Source organism: Corynebacterium sp. UBA2622, assembly GCF_002339505.1.
In the GTDB taxonomy this organism is placed as follows: domain Bacteria; phylum Actinomycetota; class Actinomycetes; order Mycobacteriales; family Mycobacteriaceae; genus Corynebacterium.
On record NZ_DDJO01000018.1, the window covers coordinates 26,473 to 44,510 of the forward strand.

An 18,038-nucleotide genomic window follows, 5' to 3' on the forward strand; every position below is an offset into this window, starting at 1 on the left:
CCCCCACCCCAAGGAGACCCCGAGTGCACCGCATTCACCCCGCCCGTCTGACGGCCATCGCCGCCGCGTGTTCCGCGCTCGTCCTCACCGGTTGCGCGAGGAACGAACCCGCCCAGCCCAAACCCGGCGCCGGGCAAACCACCGCCGGGGAGTCCACCACCACGGAGACATCCACCGAGGTTTCAACCAGCCCGGAAACCTCCTCCACGGCGGCCAGCGGGACGTCGACAAGCTCGCGCGGGGAGCGCTCGCAGAACAAGCAGCTTGTCGACGACGTGTCCAAGCGCTTCTCCACACTCGCCCCCGCGTCCCTGTTCGCGCAGCTGGAGACGTGCAGCCAGACGGACATGGCCGGTTCCTACGACTGCTCCGGCCCCGAGATCGGGCAGTTCCAGCTCTTCGACTCGGACGCCAAGGCCGCCTCGACGACCCAGCTGCTCACGGAGCTGCGCAGCTCGCGCATCGTGGAGGACAACGGGACGCGCGTGGTGGGCTGGTCCACCCTGGGCACCTCGGCCATCATCACCGTCGTGGACAACGAGAAGGGCCAGGTGCTGCAGCAGCTCATCTCCTCCGACCAGGAGGACCCGCGCGAGCGGATCCACAAGCTGGGCCTGTCCCAGAGCGCGGAGCCGACCTCGGGGGAGGCGACGGCGACGGGCTCGACCACGCCACGCGCAACGGCGGCGGAGAAGCCGGCCTCCTAGCCGTTGGCGGGGCAGGCTGCGACATCGCGGCCCGCGCTGTAGTCCTGCATGGCCTTGACGGCGTCGTCAAGCGTGCTCACGCTGGCGACCTTCATGTCCCCCGCCTTCGCCTTGACCACCTCATCACAGTTGCCGGAGGGCGCGAGGAAGAGCTGGGCGCCCGCCTGGCGCGAGGCCTCCATCTTGTGCGCGATGCCTCCGATGGGCCCGACCTTGCCGTCCTCGTCGATCGTGCCGGTGCCGGCGACGAACTTCCCGCCGTTGAGCTCGCCCGGGGAAAGCTTGTCGATCACCGCCAGCGAGAACATCATGCCGGCGCTCGGCCCGCCGATGTCGTTGAGGTTGTAGGAGACGTTCACCCCGTCCGCGGGCTCGGAGCTCATGAGGATGCCGAGCTGCGGGACCTTCGCGTCCTCTTTGCTCTGCCCCAGCTTCACCGCGAGGTCCTGGTCCGCGCCGTCACGGCGGACGGAGAGCTTCAGCTCGTCGCCCGGCGCGTGGGAGCGGACCGTGTCCTGCACCTCACCCGGCTGGCTCACATCGCGCCCGTCGACGGAAGTGATCACGTCCCCGGCGTGCAGTACCCCGTCGGCGGCGGCCCCGCTGACGGTGTCGTGCACGACGACGCTCGTGGGCCTGCCCAGGTACTTCATCGCCGCAACGGTGGCGGAGGCCTCGGAGGCGACGAAGGATTCCTTGTTCTGCTCCTGCATCTGCTCCTCGGTGGCGTCCGGGGGAATGACCTGCTCGAGGGGAACGATCGTGTCGTGGGAAACGGCCCAGCGGCCCAGGGCCTGCGTCAGGGTCATGTTGGTGCGCACCGACACCGTGGTCATGTTGAGGTTGCCCGCTGTCGGGTCCAGGGGCGCGCCCTCGACGTCGACAACGGGAGTGCCGTCCACGTCGCCGAGCGTGTTGAACGTCGGCCCCGGGCCCTCGGCGGCGTAGGGAACCGTCAGGGCAATATCCGTGAAGGGGATGTGGGAGACCGACAGTGCGAGCGCTAGCGCGGCGACGGGCAGGGCACCCAGCGCGAGGGTGGCGCGGCGGCGGGAGCGGTGCTGGCGGTGAGGGGCTGCCGGGTCAGTGGCCTCCGGGTGCCCGGCGGGATCCTCCCCCTGCGGGCCCTGCCCCTGTGGCAGCGGGGCTTTCGCCGGGCGGTCCGCGCTACCGGGGTTCTGGGGGCATCTCGAACTTCCGGGGGTTCCAGGTTTCACGGGGTGTCATCTTAACCCAGGGCCGCGGGCGGACTGAACCGAACGGGCGGGAGGTGTTCGCTCTCAGCGTCGCCCTTCGCGGCGGTGAATCCTCGCGTCGGCCGGAGGGCCGTATGTACGCTTGGGCGCATGAGCAACGGATTCGGGTTCTCCTTCCCCTTCAATGGCCGCGGCGACGACGGCGACGGTGACAACGGCGACGGCCGCAATGACCGCGACAAGGGTGGCAGCGGTGACGGCGGCAACGGCCGCGCCGACAACCCCTTCGCGGCGTTCAGCTTCGGGCTCGGCGACTCCGCGGCGGGGTCGGGTCAGGGTGGGAACCTGGGCGACATCCTCAACCAGTTCGGCCAGATGCTCTCCGGAATGGGCTCGACGATGAACAACCGTGACGAGTCCGACGCGGTGAACTTCGACCTCGCTCTGCGCATGGCGCGCCAGCGGATCACTGAGACGAAGCCGGTTCCCGAGACCGACTCCAACGCCGTCGCCGAGGCCCTGTGCCTGGTGGATCTGTGGCTGGACGAGTCCACCACCCTTCCCGCCTCCGGGGCGCAGGCCGCCGCCTGGGGCGCCGGGGACTGGCTCGACAACACCATGCCCACCTGGAAGCGCCTGGTAAACCCCGTGGCCGAGAACATGGGCCGCGCGCAGATGGAGGCCATGCCCGAGGAGGCCCGCGAGATGATGGGCCCCATGGCGGGAATGTTCAACCAGGTCAACGCCATGAACTTCGGAATGCAGCTCGGCCACGCGCTGGGCGACCTCGCCCAGCAGGCGCTCACCGGCACCGATTTCGGCCTGCCCGTCGCCCCGGCCGGGGTCGCGGCGATCCTGCCGCGCAACGCGGCGGGCGTGTCCAAGGACCTCTCCGTGCCGGCGCAGGACGTGCTCGTCTACCTTGCGGCGCGTGAGGCGGCCCGCCAGCGCCTGTTCAAGCACGTGCCGTGGCTCGTCGAACGCCTCGTCTCCTCCGTCGAGGAGTACGCCGCCGGGCTCGAGCTGGACACATCCCACCTGGAGGAGATCGCCCGCTCCCTCAACCTGGAGGCGGGCGACCCGCAGCAGATCCAGGACAAGCTCAACGAGCTGCAGGGCCAGGACCTCTCCCCGCGGGTGACCTCGCGCAATGCCGCGGCCGCCTCGCGCATGGAGACCCTGCTCGCGCTCGTCGAGGGCTGGGTCGACGTGGTGGTGGAGGACTCCCTCGGCTCCCGCATCCCCTCCTCCGGGCAGCTGGGTGAGGCGTGGGCGCGCCGCCGCGCCACCGGCGGCTCCGCCGAGAAGGCCTTCGCCAACATCGTCGGCATCGAGCTCGGAGCCCCGAAAGTCCGCGAGGCGGCGGAGCTGTGGCGCCGCGCCAACACCGCGGTCGGGCAGGAGCGGCGCGACGCCGTGTGGGACCACCCGGACTTCCTGCCCACCGCCGAGGACCTGGACAACCCGGCCGCGTTCATCGACACGCTTCTCGACGACTCCCCCGACACCAACCTGGACGAGGAGTTCGCCAAGCTGGAGGAGGAAATGCGCAACAACCCCGAGCTGCGCCGCGAGGACGGCGACGGCGGGGACGACGGCAGCCAGGACGGCACCGAGCTCTAGGAGGGCCCGTTCCGCTGGCTCTCCCGCACCTGAGAGAGGCCCTTCAGCCCTGCCCTCCGCGCAGGCGCTGGAGGGCCTCCAGGTATCCCCGCGCCCTTTCCGCCCGTGGCGCCCTGTCGGCCCACGCCCAGAACTCGGCCGAATGCCCCTGAATGAATGTGTGCGTGAGCTCGTGCACGATGACGGAGTCCAGCACGTAGTCGGGGGCATCACGCAGCCTGTCGCTGATGCGGATGTCGCCGGTGGAGACGGTGCACGAACCCCACCTTGTGTTCTGGTTGCCCACCCAGCGGATCGACCCGGGACGCGCTCGCCCCTCCAGGACCGAGCGGTTGAGCTCGCGCGCCCGGCGCTCGAGGTCCGTGTCCGAGCGGGCGGATGAGGTGGACTTCCTGCGGAGCCGCGCCACCATCTCTTCCACGGCCTCGCGCTCCTGCGCCGCGGTGAAGGAGGCGGGGATGCGCACCTCTACGACCCCGCCGACTTCGCGGGCCTGGATCGTTCGTGTGCGGCGCGCCGAGCGGATCACCCGCACCTCGGGCACCGGCTGGGCCCCCGGCGCTCCAGCGGATTCGGTTCCCATGACAAGCCATCCTATCTGTGCTGCAATGGATCCCGATCGCCCCGCTCGTGGGGAGCCGGCCTGCGGGGCGGGTTTCGGGGCTGTGATTCGGGATGCGTTTCGGGGGGGGAGGCACCATGGCGCTCGAGGGATCGACGATCATGCGTTTCGCGCCCGGCGCCACCGTATTCGCGCGCGGCCCGGGCAGCCTGCAGTTCGGGGCGGACGCGACGCGCAGCGGGATCGTCGAAACGCCCGCCGCCGGGCCTCTCGCGGGGGTGCTGCGCACCCTGCGCTCCCCCACCCGCCTGGAGTGGCTCGTCGAAACAGCCCGCGCGGAATGCGGCCTTGAGCCGGAGGAGATCCTGAGCCTCGTGGCCGACCTGCTCTCCTACCGCGTGCTCGTCACCACCCCGCCGTCGGCGGCCCTACTCGTGGGGCGCACCCCGCTTGGCGACGCCCTCCTTTCCCTCCTGGCCAGCGCCCGCATGCAGGTGCGCACCCCGCTGCGCCGGGAGAGCCACGAACGCTTCCTCGCCAACAGCGACCGCTCGCTGCCGCTGTTGGTTGTGGACCAGCTCGTCTCCGCCACCCACCTCGCGCATCTGACGCGCCAGCGCTCGGGGCCCATCGTTCCCGTCTCCCTCGTCGACGCCCGCGTATTCGTCGGCCCCGTGGGGATGGACCGCAGCGGGCCGTGCCTGCACTGCGCCCACCTCTACCACGTGGACCGGGACGCGAACTGGGCCCGCGTGGCCCGCGCCATCCGCGACGACCCGCCGGAGCCGGACCCGCTGGTCATCGCCGCCGGGGCCGCCGCGGCGGCGCGGGTGGTGCGCCGGATTTGCGGCGCCCCCGACCCGCCCGGGGTGTCCGCGGAGCACCCGGCGCGGGGTCTGCGGCTCATTGTCGACCCCTTCGGTCCGGAACCGGAGATCCGGGAGGAAGTGCCGCCGCACCCGAGCTGCCCGGTGTGCTACTGAGGCAGCCCGGAAGCGCGCGGGCTCAGCGGAACTGGGCGATGGTCTCCAGGACCCCCTCGCCGAAGTTCTGCACCTTCGCCGGGCCGACACCGGAGATGTCCAGCAATTCGCGCGGCGTGGCCGGCAACTCCTCGGCGATGGAGAGGAGCGTGGCGTCCGTGAACACCATGAAGGGCGGGAACCCTCCCTCCCGGGCTACGTCGAGACGCCAAGCCTTCAGGGCCAGGAACGCGTCCTCGTTGTAGTCCGGCTCGCACTCGTTGTGCCGGCCCAGGGACTTCTCCGCCGGGGTGTCCAGGGGGTTGCCGCACACCCGGCACGCGCGGGCCCGCTTGAGGCGCTGCGGGGTGTTCTCCACCTCAAGGTTGGGGGCGATGCCGTCGAGGAAGCGCGAGCGGCTGCGGCTCTTGCGCCCGCCCTCCTGGCGGGCGAGGGACCAGGAGAGCCCCAGGTGCTCGCGGGCGCGTGTGACGCCGACATAGAAGAGGCGGCGCTCCTCCTCGATCTGGTCGTCGCCCGCCTTGATGGCGTGGGAGATGGGAAGGGTGTTCTCCACCAGCCCGACGAGGAAGACGGCGTCCCATTCCAGGCCCTTCGCGGCGTGAAGGCTGGCCAGGGTCACCCCGTCGACGGCGGGCGGCTGCTTCGCCTCCGCGCGCTGGCGCAGGGAGCGCAGGACGTCGACTAGCGTGGCGGCCTCACCGCGGGTCACGATCTCTTCGATGAGATCCACGAGCGCGGACAGCGTCTGCCAGCGCTCGCGGGCCTGGGCGCCCTCGGGCTCGGTGGGGGTCAGGCCGAGGGGCGCGAGCGCGGCCCGGGAGACGGTGACGGGGTCGTCCGGCAGGTCGGTGCGGCGGGCGGCGGCAACGAGGGCCGAGGTGGCCTCGCGGATTTCGGGGCGCTGGAAGAAACCCTCACCCCCGCGGACCTGGTAGACGATGCCGGCGTCCGAGAGGGCCGCCTCGAACGCGGCGGACTGGGCGTTGATGCGGTAGAGGACCGCGATTTCACGGGCGGGGACACCGTCGTCGAGAAGCTTGCGGATGGCCGCGGCGACCTCGCGGGCCTCGGTGGGTTCGTCGTCGTAGGCGTTGAATGTCGGTGCCGGGCCGTTGGGGCGCATGCCCTCGAGCTCGAGCCGGGTGCCCGCCACGCGGCCCGATGCCTTGCCGATGACCTCGTTGGCGAGCGAGGTGATCTGCGGCGTGGAGCGGTAGTCGCGCTGCAGCTTCACGACGGTCGCGTGGGCGTACGTGCGCGAGAAATTGAGCAGGTAGTCGGGGGTGGCCCCGGTGAAGGAATAGATGGTCTGGTTGGCGTCGCCGACGACGGTGAGGTCGTCGCGCTGGCCGAGCCACCCCTCGAGGACCCGCTGCTGCAGCGGTGTGACGTCCTGGTACTCGTCCACCACGAAGCTCTGGTACTGGGTGCGGAACTCCTCCGCCACCGCGGGCGCGTGCTCGAGGGCGCCGGCGACGTGGAGCAGGAGGTCGTCGAAGTCGAGGAGCATGCCCTCCGGGCTCGACTTCGCCTCCTCGTACATGCGGTAGACGTCCGCGACCTTGGCGGGGTCGGCCGGGGGTGTGCGTTTCGTGCCGGAGACCCGCTCGACGTACTCGTCGGCGCCGATCACGGAGGCCTTCGCCCACTCGATCTCGCTGAGCAGGTCGCGCACCATGTCCTTGCCGGAATCCAGACCGGCGGCGCGGGCGGCGCGGCCCACGAGGGGGAACTTGTTGTCCAGCAGCCGCCACGGCATGTCGCCGGCGATCTGGGGCCAGAAGTAGCGCAGTTGGCGCATCGCGGCGGCGTGGAAGGTGCGCGCCTGCACCCCGCCGATGCCCATGGTGCGCAGGCGGTCGCGCATCTCCCCTGCGGCGCGCTGCGTGAACGTGACGGCGAGGACCTTCTGGGGCGAGACCATGCCCTGGTCGATGAGGTGGGCGATGCGGTAGGTGATCGTGCGGGTTTTGCCGGTGCCCGCGCCGGCGAGGATGCATACGGGCCCGCGGGGCGCGGTGGCGGCGACGCGCTGGTCGTCGTCGAGGAGGGAGAGGTCGATCGTCATGGTGTCCTAGGAGTCTCGCGGGGTCTGGCGGCATCTGGCGGGTGCGGGTCGGCCGTGGTTTTACTCCCGCGGCACGACGGGGTCGCTGGACGTGGGCGATTCCTGGGTGTGGCGCACGTAGAGCAGGCGGTCTCCCGGCTCGACCGTCTCGGCCTCCGGCGAGTCGATGCGGTAGAGCTCGCCGGAGCGCACCACGCCGAGGACGATGTCGGCGAGGTGGCGCGGGTTCGCCCCGACCTCGTCGTCGCCGATGGGCCGCTCGGCCACGGTGAAGCCCTCGTCGGGGCTCAGCAGGTCCTCCATCATCGCCACCACGGGCGGGGTGACGGTGGCCAGCCCAAGGAGGCGCCCGGCGGTCTCGGAGGAGACGACCACGGAATCGGCACCCGACTGCATGAGCAGGTGCTGATTCTCACTCTCGCGGACGCTGGCGACGATCATCGCGGTGGGGGCCAGCTCGCGGACGGACAGGGTGACCAGCACCGCGGTGTCGTCCGAGGAGGGCGCAACGACCACGGAACGCGCCCGGCTCGCCCCGGCGATGTTGAGCACCGCCGACTTCGTGGCGTTGCCCTGCACGGTGACCAGGCCGCGCTTCTCGGCGCGGGAGAGGACGACGGGGTCGGCGTCGATGACGACGATGCTGGACGGGGAGGCACCGTCCGCGAGCAGGGCGTCGATGGCGGAGCGGCCCTTGGTGCCGTAGCCGATGATGATGGTGTGGTTGCGCAAGGTTCTCCTCCACTGCTGGATCTGGAGCGTCCGACGGGAATCCTCCGTCAGCACGGACAGGGTGGTGCCGACCAGGAGCATGAGGAACGCGATCCTGAACGGCATGATGACCAGGATGTTCACCAACCGCGCGCTCTGGGTGACCGGAGTGATGTCACCGTAACCCGTCGTCGACAGGGTCACGGCGGAATAGTAGACGGCGTCGATGAAGGTCAGCGGCTCGGAATAACCGTGGCGGTCGAAGTAGACGGTGATGGAGACTGCCACGACGATCAAAGTCGCGTACAGGAAACGCCGGGTGATCAGCTTCCAGGGCGTGGAGCGCTCGGAGGTGGGGATGCGCACGACGTCGAGAAGCGTGTGGACGGGCGTTTCCTCCATGCCGGGGTTTCCCTGAAACCTGTCGCGCCACGTCACCTGCGGCATGATGCTCCCGATCCGCTTCACCGTCGCGCCCCTTACTGTTGTGTTCCCTCACCGAACTTTAACCCGCCCGCGGAGGATTGCCGAAGCAGCTCCCCGAGCTGGTCGCGGTCCGGCAGGTCGGCGGGGCTGTAGTCCTCGCCCGTGCGCACGTAGAAGAACACGGCGCGCACCTCGCGGCCGTCTCCGGCGATCCGCCTCCACGCCTCCCGGTAGACGGCGAGCTGCAGCTTCGTGGCCTCCATCTCCCCCGCCGTGGGGCGGGCACCCGTCTTCCAGTCCACGACGGTCCACCCGTCCACATCCTCGAACACGGCGTCCATGCGGCCGCGCACCACGGAGTCGCCGAGCGCGAGCTCGAAGGGGTGCTCCACGTACGCCGGGGTGCGGTGCGCCCACGGGCTGGCCTCGAAGCTCGCCTTGAGCCGCTCGAGCGTCTGCTTGTCGACGTCCTCCTCGTCGCTTCCGGGCAACTCGTCCTCACTCAGGAGCGGGCGTGCGCCGTAGAACTCCTCCAGCCACTCGTGGAACGCGGTGCCGCGCTTGGCGTAGGCGTTGGGCTTGAAGGGAACGGGCCGGCGTGCGCGGCGGGCGAACTGCACCGGGTCCGCCTTGATGGCCACGACGTCGGAGGCGGTCAGCTCGCCCGGGATCACCACGGGCACCTCGGCGGCGAGCTCCGCCTCGTGCTCGTCGATGAGCGCGGTGGTGTCGCGCTCCCAGAGGGAGAACAGCTCCCCCTCCGCGGCGGGCGGCAGCTCCGTACGGGCGCGCTCGACCGCCGCGGCGGCCCGCGCCTCCCGGGGGTGCACGTCCAGGTGGGGCCAGAGGCCCTCCCGCGCGGGCGCATCCCCGCGCTCCCCGTCTGCTGCGCCGGCTTCGGCGTCCGGCCCCCAGCAGACGACGCGTTCCTCCGGCACGAGCGGGCGCAGGGACTCGAAATGACCGTAGGGGGCGTGGGATTTCACGTGCCCGGCGCTCCGCTCGGCACCGGTGATGAGCAGCTTGCGCGCCGAGCGGGTCAGCGCGACGTAGAAGAGGCGGGCGGCCTCCTCCCTCAACGTGTCGCGTTTTTCATCGATGTAATGCTTCCCGGCCTGCTCGAACTCCTTCCGGTCGCCCGCCTCCTCGAAGGCGGCGAACTCCTCCTCCGGCAGGTGCTTGATGAAGGTCAGGAATGTTTCCGCCTTGGCGTCGTAGGTGTCCGAATCGGCGTGGACGACGGCGACGGTGTCCCACTCGAGCCCCTTCGCCTTGTGGGCGGTGAGAATCTGCACCCTGTCCGAGCTGACCGCGACGGAACCGGGGGTCAGGCCGTCCTCGTGCGAGCGGGCGAGGTCGAAGTAATCCAGCAGGGAGTCGACGCTGGAGCCGGGGTACGCGGCGACCTCCTCGAGGAGGCGGTCCAGGTGCACCGTGCCGGTGGCCGAGGGGCGCACCATGGTCTCGGTGCGGATGCCGAAGGCGGAGATGATGTCGGCGAAGAGGTCGGGCAGGCGCTTGCCCAGACTGCCCGTGCGCAGGGTGCGCAGCTTCGATGCCAGCCGCCTCAACCGGGCGAGCCCCTCCTCCGTGTAGCGCTCGGGCTCGCCCAGATCGGCCACGGCGTCGGTGAGCCCCGCGGGGCGGTCCGCCGCGGCCATGATGTTTTCGGCGCCGGCCACCAGCTCGGCCAGCTGCTCCCTCAACCGTTCGACGGGGTCGATGTCCCCGGCCGCGGGCGCGTCCGGGGCCTGCTCCTCGGCGGGCGCGGCGGTTCCGTTCAGGTTGGTCGCCCGCCGGGCCAGGGCGTCCAGGTCCTTGAGCCCCAGACCGACGGCGGGACCGGCGAGGACGCGCAGGGCGGCGGCGGAGTCGTGGGGGCGAACCAGCATGGTCGCGATGGCGACGGTGTCGGCGACCTCGGGGACGTCGAGAAGCCCGGCGAGCCCGACGACCTCGTAGGGGACCCCCCGCGCCTCGAGCGCCTCGGCCACCTCCGGGGAGGTCTTGTTCTTGCGCACCAGCACGGCCGCGGAGAATTCCCTCCCGTGCTCCGTGCACTCGGCGTACTGGGCGGCGAGGTTATCGGCGACGAAGTCGATTTCCTCGTCCTCGTGGCCGAAAAAGCCCAGGGTGACGTCGCCGGCGCCGGCACCCTCGCGCGGCTGCAGCGGTGCTACCGCACGGTTCTCCCCCGTGCCCAGCAACGCGTCAGAGACGGTGTTCGCCAGGGTGAGCACCTCGGCGGGGTTGCGCCAGGACGTGGTGAGCTGTTTTTTCGGTGCGGGTGTTCCGTCGGGGAGGGGGAAGTCCTCCACGAAGGCGGCGAGGTTGGCCGCGGTGGCGCCGCGCCAGCCGTAAATGGCCTGCATCGGATCACCGACCGCGGTGACGGTCAGGGGGTGGGAATGGGGTTCGGCACCGTCACGCCCCTCGCCGAAAAGGCTGCGGAGGAGGACCCGCTGCGCGTGGGACGTGTCCTGGTACTCATCCAACATCACCACGCGGAACCGGCGGCGCTGGGACTCCCCCACCGACGCGTGGGCCTGTGCGAGACGGGCGGCCACGGACATCTGCTCGTTGAAGGTGACCAGCCCGCGCCTGCGCAGCTCCGCTCCGAGAGCCTCGGCCAGGGGCAGGTACCTGGCCCTCAGCTCCTGCTTGGAGCGCCACGTGCCCAGCGCCGCGCTGAACCCGGGTTTCTTCGGCGCCTCCGGCAACTCCTCGGTCTCCTTCAGGAAGATCTCCGCGTTCTCCCTGATCGCCTCCGGGTCCCTCAGCTCGTTGCCCATTGAGGAGACGAGCGCGAGCAGGTCCTGCACGACCGTGCCCACGGACGCGTTCTCGATCCCGTCGGGGAGGAGGTCCCCGCTGAACGATGTGACCACCTCGTGTGCGATGGCGTGCAGCTCGGCATCCGTGATCAGGCGAGCGTCGGGTTCGACGGGGACGAGAAGGCCGTACTCGCGGATCAGGTCCCCGGCGTAGGAGTCGTAGGTGGAGACGGAGGGGGCGATGACCGTGAGCGCTGCGGCAAGCTCGCCGCTGGGGTCCAGCCTGCGGATGAGCTCGGTGTTGGAGGCCAGCGTGGCCAGACGATCACGGATGCGCTTGCCCAGCTCCTGCGCGGCCTTGCGGGTGAACGTGAGACCGAGGATCTCATCCGGGCGGGCGTAACCGTTGGCCACGAGCCACACCACGCGCGCCGCCATCGTCTCGGTTTTTCCGGCGCCGGCGCCCGCCACCACGAGCAGCGGGCCCGGTTCCGCCCCGATGATCTCAGCCTGCTGCGCGGTGGGCGGGAACGCCTGGCCGAGGTAGCGCGAGAGCACGACGGGGCTCATGGGTTCGCGCGCGGCGGGGTTAACCATTGGTGATCACCTGTCCTTCGGGCTGGACGGGGCACAGGGCGCGCACCGCGCAGCGGTCGCAGTGCTGCCCCGTCCGGGCGAGCAGTTCGGGGCCGGCCATTGCGGCGGGCAGGGGGGCGATTGCCTCGGTGAACTCGACAAGCTCCCCGGGGCTTTTCGGGGCCTGGAGGCGCGTGGCGCCCGCCTTGTTGACCCGCGGGTAGACGAGGACCGCCCCGCCCACCTCCAGGGGATCCTCGCCGGGGTCCGCCGTGACAACCTCCCCGTCGCGCAGCACGCCGCGCGAGAGAGCCAGCTGGTACGCGGTGAGCTGGGCGTTCTCCCCCATCTTCGCGGACGAGGGCGCACTCCTTCCGGTCTTCAGATCGACGACGTGGTACGCGCCGCTCTCCTCCCGCTCGAGCCGGTCCATCCGCCCCACGATCCGCAGCTCCGGGGTGACCTGCACGTCCACGCCAGCCTCCACGGCCACCTGGGTGAACGCCGAGCGCGAGGACTCGAACCACCCGTTGACGTGGACGAGCATCTTCTCGAACTCCGCGATGTCCCGCTCCCCCTTCCAGCGCGGCGCGTCATCCGCGGCCCGGCGCGCCTCGACGGTGGCCCGGCGGGCGACGACCTCGTCAACACCGCGGCCCAGCGCCTCCAGGTACGCGTGGGCCATGGAACCCCACACCATGTTCAGCGAGGAATCCAGCCCGAGCATGCGCTGCAGAACAGAACGCATCGGGCATTCCAGCAGGCTCTCGATTCGGGACGGCGACAGCCGCCCGCGCACGGACAACGCCTCGCTTGACGACGGCTCCGTGACCGTCCACCACTCGCCCGGGTCCGCCCCGGGCACCCCGGCCTCCGCCAGCCTGGCCAGCTGGCGCGCCGCCTGCGCCCGGGTCACCTCGTCGGATTCTTCGGCGGCAAGCGCGCCCCGCAGCTCGGCGATGAGCTCGTCGTGCGCGAGCACCCGCAGAACGGGGGCCCCGCCCCCCTCCTCCCCCTTGCCGGTGGAGACGGTGAGCGTGCGGTCCTCAGCGAGCACCCGGTGGACGGTGATGCCGCGGTCCGCGGCGAATTCCTCGACGAAGCGCGAGGGTTCCACCACCTCCTCACCGTCCGGTTCGTCGACCGCGGTGACCAGCACCCGCTCCGTGGCGCGGCTGGTGGCCAGGGCGAACAACCGCCGCTCCTCAGTCAGTCGTTCGGCCTTGTGCGAGACCGGAACCGCCGGGTCCACGCCGTTGTCGATGAGGTCCACGAGGTCTTCCTGGCCGAACATCGTTCCCGTCTCCCCCAGGGCGGGCCACGTCTGCTCCTGCACCCCTGTGACGATGACGCGCCGGAACTCACGGCCCGCCACTCCGTGCGCAGTGAGGAGGGCGACGGCGTCGGGCGTGGCCGTGCGCCGGTCGCGCACACCCGTGGGCAGGACCTGCTCCAGGATGTAGGAGACGAAGGAGTCCACGCCCGCCGATGCCCGGCGTTCCGTGAAATCTCCCGCCGCGTCGAAGAGTGCCATGACGGAGTCGAGGTCCCGGTCCGCCTGGGAGCCGGTGGCCCCGCCGCGCAGCGCGATCGCGAGCAGGCGGTTCGCCAGGCCGGCGGCGTTCCACACGGCCCAGAGAACCTCTTCGACGGTTCCCCCGTCCTCCTGGGCGGTGCGCCCGGCATCGATGATGGCGCGGATGTGGGTGAGGATGTCCAGTTCGCGGTCGGTCAGCATGGTGCCAAAGTCGGGCAGGCCACCGCGGTCGAGCAGCAGCCCGCGCAGCGTCTCCTCGGCCCTCTCCCCGGGCGCCCAGCGGCGGATTTCCCGGAGCAGGCGCCGCAGCGTGACCGGGTCGGTACCACCGACCGGACCGAGGAGCAGGTCCCGCCATTCGGGCGCGGTGAGCTCCTCGTTGAGCGCGCGCAACCCGAGGAGCAGGGACGCGACAATCCGCTGCTCGCTGAGCACCACATCCGTCGGGTTGAGGGCGGCGGGGACACCGGCGTGCAGCAGCGCTCGGCGGACCGGTTCGAGCATGCCGGTGGAGCGCACGACCACGGCCATTTCCCGGTAATCGACCCCCTCCTCCAGGTGGGACCGCCTGAGGGTGTCCACAAGCACCGCGTTCTGCGCCGATGCCGAGGCCGCCACCACAACGGAGCACTCCGGGGTGCGCCGCGACCGGCCGAGGTCGATGAGCTGGTGCTCCAGGCCACCCAGGTTGTGGAGGAAATGGGGTGATGCACCCCGGAAATGGAACACGGACTGCTCCTCGTCTCCCGCGACAATTCCGAGGTCCGCGGAATCCACGAGGCGGCGGACGAGTTCGGCGGAGGCGGGATCGAGGTGCTGCGCGTCGTCAACGAGAACCGTGTGCCACGTCTGCCCGGACGGGACGCGCAGCGCCTCGGCCACGAGCTCGGATGCGGAGAGGTTTCGGGCGCCCGACAGGGCCATGACCTGCCGATACTCGCGGAGAAAGTCACCGGAGGCACCCCAGATCGGCCGACCGTGGATCTCCCCGAGGTCGCGCAGTTCATCAGGGCCGAGCTGGCGCTCGACGGAACGCAGGAGGAAGTCGCGCAGCTGCCGCGCGAAGCCGACGAGGGTCAGCGCGGGGCGCAGCTCCACCGGCCACGTCCCCCGCCCGTCGGCGGCGTTGCCCTGCAGGAGCTGTCGGATGACCGCGTCCTGCTCGGCACCCGAGATCAGGCGGATGGGCTCCTCTGAACTCTGGCGCACCAGTGCGAAGGCGAGGGAGTGGACCGAGCGAACCAGGGGGGCATCCGTGACGAACCCCGATCCGGCGAGACGATCCGAAAGCTCGACGCGCAGGCGGGAGGCGGACTCCTTCGACGCGGTAAGCAGGAGCACCCCGCGCGGATCCGCTCCCGCCTCGATCGCGCGCACCGCGGTGTCGACGAGGAAGCTGGAGACCCCCGATCCCGCCTCCCCCGTCACCTTCCAGGTGCCGGACAGGGGCGGGGCGACAGGCCACGTTCTCTCCGGACGCTCCCGCTCCCGGGGGACGAGAAAGGCCCGTGGGGTCGCGGGGACCGGCGCACCGGGGTTGGCGGCACCGGGGTTGGCGGCACCGGGGTTGGCGGAGGAGGTGGAGCGGGCGACATGCATGCCACCCATTGTGTCAGGCTAGGCGGACATCAACAGCGAACGCACGCGGGCGATATTCGAACGCATGTTCGACCCCTCTGCGTCGTCGAGGATTTCGCGGTAGTCCAGGGCACGCATCGCCAGGGCGGGCAGGTCCGCGATATGCGCCCACCGGGAGACCACGAGTTCGTCGACCGAGCGGGTGAGGAGGCCGTCGACAAGCACGAGCGCGGCCGTATAACCGACGGGTCGCGGCTCGGCGGTGGGCACGATGTCGGTGAGCAGGGGCGGGAGCATCCCCGAGAAGATGCAGGTGTGGAAGAAGTCGGCGTGCGCCACCTGCACCGGCCCCTCCGTCTCCGCGCCCTGCCAGGCTGCCCGGTCCGCCTCCGCCCAGCGGTCGGTGCGGTCCGCACCCGGCGCTGCCACGTCCGCCATCGCGTCGTCGAAGGCGAGCGCCGCGGCGATCACCTCGTCGACGCGCGACGTGACATCCCCCTCGGCGAAATCGCTGGCCTTGTAGCCGCCGACGACAAAGCGCCCGTCGGTGGCGCGCACGGGCCGGGCCACCCTCAGTCCCTGCGGGGCGAGTCGTTCCCGTACCTTGGCCGACCACGCGGCCGTCGGCCCCGCGTGCGCCACCACGAACCGGCCGAGGCGGGCGCCGTAGTCCCAGGCGGGGCCTGCTGGCGCAGCCACCTCACCCTGGATCTGGAACGCTGCGAGTACGTGCTCTGGTATGTCCACGCCTGCGAGCTTACAAAACCGCGGGCCGCGGGTAGGGCCACGGGTTTGCCAGGCAGGTCTCCCCGGTGTCGGGGTAGACCTCGGACGAGTCGAGGGCGTGGAGCTCGGCGTTGCTCAGACTCAGCGTCTGCTGCATCATCACCGGTGCCAGCTCCCCGTTGGCGGGGCAGGCCTCGTGGGCGGCGAAGCCCAGGGCGTGGCCGACCTCGTGGTTGATCAGGTACTGGCGGTAGCGCCCCAGGTCGCCCTCGAAGGGAGCGGCACCCCTCACCCAGCGCGACTCGTTGACCACCACGGTGCTTTCCCCTGTGATGGTGGTGCGGCAGCTCACCTCCAGGCCCAGATCGGCGCCGCAGCGCTCGCGGGTGGTGCCCACCGAGGTCAACTGGATGCGCAGATCGGGTTTATCCGCGCCGGTCACGCGCTCGAAGCGGAACCGGGGGTCGTTCGTCCATCCCCGGGGATCGGCGAAGGTGGCGTCGATAAGCGAGGCGAAGCCGTCATCTCCCCCGTAACTCGCCGCGTCCACGCCGTCCTCGATCTCGACAACGTAGCGGACAACCTGCTCCTCCCCGCTACCCGCCTTCGCCCCGGGCTTGCCCACCTCGTGGTAGGTGCCCCTGCCCTGCTCGGTGTAGGCACCACCCGGGGGAAGGTCGTTGGGGTTGAGCGCGCCCTCGGGCAAATCCGCCGGGGTGCGCGTGGCCGGGGTGGCGGTCGTTGAGCTGGCGGGGCCCGAATCTGCGACGGCGCTCTCCCCCGGGTTCTGCACCATGTTCGCCAGCACGAGGGCGGTGATCACCGCCAGCACCGGGATGGCGTAGGCGCGCCAGCCGTACTCCCGGGCGAAACGCACGAAGAAGGAATCGCGCCCTTCCGGCTTCCGCTGCTCCGGGGGTGTGGCGTGGTGTCGCGTCATAGCGACTTAATCTAACCCGCGCTTACGGCGTGAAGCCAACCGTACGGGCGGTGGTGTTGCCCACTTCGACGTAGGAGATCTTCTCCGTGCGCACGACGTATTTCCGGCCCCGGTCGTCGCTCATCGCAACGGTCGGCTCCCCGCCCTCGATGGCGCGGGTGACCTGGGAAATGATGTCGTCCTGGTTGCCGTCGCTCGCGATGACGAGTTCGCGCGGGCTGTCGGCGAGACCGATCTTGATATCCATGAGTGTGAATCACTGTCCTTCGTTGCGTTTCGCTGCAGTTTCCGCCCCCGCGTTCCCGGGCGGGGCCCGGCCCTCGGCGGGGCGGGGGTGGGGCGGTGCGCCCCGTGGTTGCTGCGCTGCCGTTGCGCTGTCGCAGCGGTGAGCCCATTGTAACGGCCTCCCGCTAAGATGATGGGGTGCCCTACTCAGACGACAGCCAGCGTCCGCGGCAGCAGGCCGAGCCGACGTTCGCGCAGCTCGGCGTAGCCGCGGAGATCGTGGACGCCCTCGCGGAGATCGGCATTGACCGCACGTTCTCAATCCAGGAGCTCGCGATTCCCCTCGCCCTCGACGGCCGCGACCTGATCGGCCAGGCCCGCACCGGCATGGGCAAGACCTACGGGTTCGGGGTTCCCCTGCTCGACCGGGTCTTCGACGATGCCGGCATTGACGAGCCCGACGGCACCCCCCGGGCGCTCGTCGTCGTCCCCACGCGCGAACTCGCGGTGCAGGTCACCAAGGACCTCGCGGCCGCGGCCCGCTACACGCCGCTCCGCTTGACGACGATCTACGGCGGGCGCCCCTACGAGGAGCAGATCGACGCCCTCGAATCGGGCGTCGACGTGGTTGTCGGCACCCCGGGGCGTCTGATTGACCTCCACGAGCGCGGGGATCTCCGGCTCGACCGCGTGGCCATTCTCGTTCTCGACGAGGCCGACGAGATGCTCGACATGGGTTTCCTCCCCGCCATCCAGAAGCTCTGGGTCGGGCTGGGCTCCCCCGTGCAGACGATGCTGTTCTCGGCGACCATGCCCGGCCCGATCCTCACCCTCGCGCGCTCGATGATGGACCACCCCATGCACATCCGAGCCGAGATGGAGGACGCCGCCCCCACCCACGCCACCACGCGGCAGGTTGCCTTTCTCTCCCACCGAATGGACAAGCCGGAGGTCACCGCGCGCATTCTGCAGGCGCGCGGGCGGGGTCGGACGATCATCTTCGCCCGCACGAAGCGCTCCGCCGCCGAAGTGGCCGAGGACATGGCCTCGCGTGGTTTCACCGTCGCCTCCGTCCACGGTGACATGGGCCAGGAGGCCCGGGAGCGCTCGCTGACCGCCTTCCGCACCGGTGAGGTCGAAATCCTGGTGGCCACCGACGTCGCCGCCCGAGGCATCGACGTGGACGACGTGACCCACGTGATCAACTACCAGGCCCCCGATGACCCGATGACCTACGTGCACCGCATCGGGCGCACCGGGCGCGCGAACCACTCCGGCATCGCGGTCACCCTGGTCGGGTTCGACGAGGGGCACAAGTGGGAGCTGATCAACAACGAGCTCGGCCTGGGAATGGCCGACCTCCCCTCTTGGTTCTCCACCTCCCCCGAGCTGCGCGAGGCGCT

13 protein-coding genes are annotated in these 18,038 nt (G+C 70.7%); 4 read left to right on the forward strand and 9 right to left on the reverse strand.

The annotated features are described in order from the left end of the window. The first annotated feature begins 23 nt into the window (after positions 1-23). Positions 24-707 (forward strand): hypothetical protein, encoded by a 684-nt coding sequence (locus B3611_RS08305; RefSeq protein ID WP_291314616.1) that lies wholly within the window; start codon positions 24-26, stop codon positions 705-707. On the opposite strand, the gene B3611_RS08310 is transcribed toward B3611_RS08305, so the two are convergent. After that, a complete protein-coding gene (locus tag B3611_RS08310) occupies positions 704-1,738 on the reverse strand; it encodes a YlbL family protein (RefSeq protein WP_291314626.1) in 1,035 nt (344 codons plus the stop codon). The two genes, B3611_RS08305 and B3611_RS08310, sit on opposite strands and share 4 nt — an antisense overlap. A 315-nt stretch (positions 1,739-2,053) precedes the next feature. Here B3611_RS08310 and B3611_RS08315 point away from each other — a divergent pair, with 315 nt between their 5' ends. Then, on the forward strand, positions 2,054-3,526 hold the full coding sequence (locus B3611_RS08315) for a zinc-dependent metalloprotease (protein WP_291314617.1): 1,473 nt from the start codon (positions 2,054-2,056) through the stop codon (positions 3,524-3,526). 43 nt (positions 3,527-3,569) lie between these two features. On the opposite strand, the gene B3611_RS08320 is transcribed toward B3611_RS08315, so the two are convergent. Further along, on the reverse strand, positions 3,570-4,109 hold the full coding sequence (locus tag B3611_RS08320; RefSeq protein ID WP_291314618.1) for a M48 family metallopeptidase: 540 nt from the start codon (positions 4,107-4,109) through the stop codon (positions 3,570-3,572). Between the two features lie 116 nt (positions 4,110-4,225). On the opposite strand from B3611_RS08320, the gene B3611_RS08325 reads away from it, so the two are divergent. After that, positions 4,226-5,071 carry a hypothetical protein gene (locus B3611_RS08325; protein WP_291314619.1) on the forward strand — a complete coding sequence of 282 codons (846 nt, stop codon included), beginning with the start codon at positions 4,226-4,228 and terminating at the stop codon, positions 5,069-5,071. 22 nt (positions 5,072-5,093) lie between these two features. Here B3611_RS08325 and B3611_RS08330 read toward each other — a convergent pair whose 3' ends face one another. From B3611_RS08330 to B3611_RS08360, 7 genes are read right to left on the reverse strand one after another with little or no spacing between them, the layout of a single operon-like run. Beyond that, the gene (locus tag B3611_RS08330) at positions 5,094-7,142 is read right to left on the reverse strand and encodes an ATP-dependent DNA helicase UvrD2 (protein ID WP_291314620.1); all 2,049 of its coding nucleotides are present in this window, start codon (positions 7,140-7,142) and stop codon (positions 5,094-5,096) included. A 60-nt stretch (positions 7,143-7,202) separates the two neighbouring features. After that, complete coding sequence (locus B3611_RS08335) at positions 7,203-8,300, reverse strand: potassium channel family protein (RefSeq protein WP_291314627.1); 1,098 nt, start codon at positions 8,298-8,300, stop codon at positions 7,203-7,205. Between the two features lie 32 nt (positions 8,301-8,332). Then, on the reverse strand, positions 8,333-11,650 hold the full coding sequence (locus tag B3611_RS08340) for an ATP-dependent helicase (RefSeq protein WP_291314621.1): 3,318 nt from the start codon (positions 11,648-11,650) through the stop codon (positions 8,333-8,335). Further along, positions 11,643-14,765: an ATP-dependent DNA helicase gene (locus B3611_RS08345; protein WP_291314628.1), complete on the reverse strand. Its 3,123-nt coding sequence runs from the start codon at positions 14,763-14,765 to the stop codon at positions 11,643-11,645. The genes B3611_RS08340 and B3611_RS08345 overlap by 8 nt, the downstream gene beginning before the upstream one ends. 18 nt (positions 14,766-14,783) lie before the next feature. Then, positions 14,784-15,491: a hypothetical protein gene (locus tag B3611_RS08350; protein WP_291314622.1), complete on the reverse strand. Its 708-nt coding sequence runs from the start codon at positions 15,489-15,491 to the stop codon at positions 14,784-14,786. 10 nt (positions 15,492-15,501) lie between these two features. Further along, complete coding sequence (locus B3611_RS08355; protein ID WP_291314623.1) at positions 15,502-16,410, reverse strand: DUF3152 domain-containing protein; 909 nt, start codon at positions 16,408-16,410, stop codon at positions 15,502-15,504. Between the two features lie 22 nt (positions 16,411-16,432). Further along, positions 16,433-16,657, reverse strand: a complete 225-nt coding sequence (locus tag B3611_RS08360) for a DUF3107 domain-containing protein (protein WP_291314624.1) — start codon at positions 16,655-16,657, stop codon at positions 16,433-16,435. Positions 16,658-16,833: 176 nt separating this feature from the next. Here B3611_RS08360 and B3611_RS08365 point away from each other — a divergent pair. Then, positions 16,834-18,038 (forward strand): DEAD/DEAH box helicase (locus tag B3611_RS08365; RefSeq protein WP_291314625.1); only part of this gene is annotated, 1,205 nt, incomplete at its 3' end.

Coding starts and splice junctions, on each gene's coding strand:
- B3611_RS08320 (WP_291314618.1), bottom strand. CDS start 4,109: ATGGGAACCGAATCCGCTGGAGCGCCGGGGGCCCAGCCGGTGCCCGAG.
- B3611_RS08325 (WP_291314619.1), top strand. CDS start 4,226: ATGGCGCTCGAGGGATCGACGATCATGCGTTTCGCGCCCGGCGCCACC.
- B3611_RS08360 (WP_291314624.1), bottom strand. CDS start 16,657: ATGGATATCAAGATCGGTCTCGCCGACAGCCCGCGCGAACTCGTCATC.
- B3611_RS08340 (WP_291314621.1), bottom strand. CDS start 11,650: ATGGTTAACCCCGCCGCGCGCGAACCCATGAGCCCCGTCGTGCTCTCG.
- B3611_RS08335 (WP_291314627.1), bottom strand. CDS start 8,300: ATGCCGCAGGTGACGTGGCGCGACAGGTTTCAGGGAAACCCCGGCATG.
- B3611_RS08355 (WP_291314623.1), bottom strand. CDS start 16,410: ATGACGCGACACCACGCCACACCCCCGGAGCAGCGGAAGCCGGAAGGG.
- B3611_RS08345 (WP_291314628.1), bottom strand. CDS start 14,765: ATGCATGTCGCCCGCTCCACCTCCTCCGCCAACCCCGGTGCCGCCAAC.
- B3611_RS08315 (WP_291314617.1), top strand. CDS start 2,054: ATGAGCAACGGATTCGGGTTCTCCTTCCCCTTCAATGGCCGCGGCGAC.
- B3611_RS08330 (WP_291314620.1), bottom strand. CDS start 7,142: ATGACGATCGACCTCTCCCTCCTCGACGACGACCAGCGCGTCGCCGCC.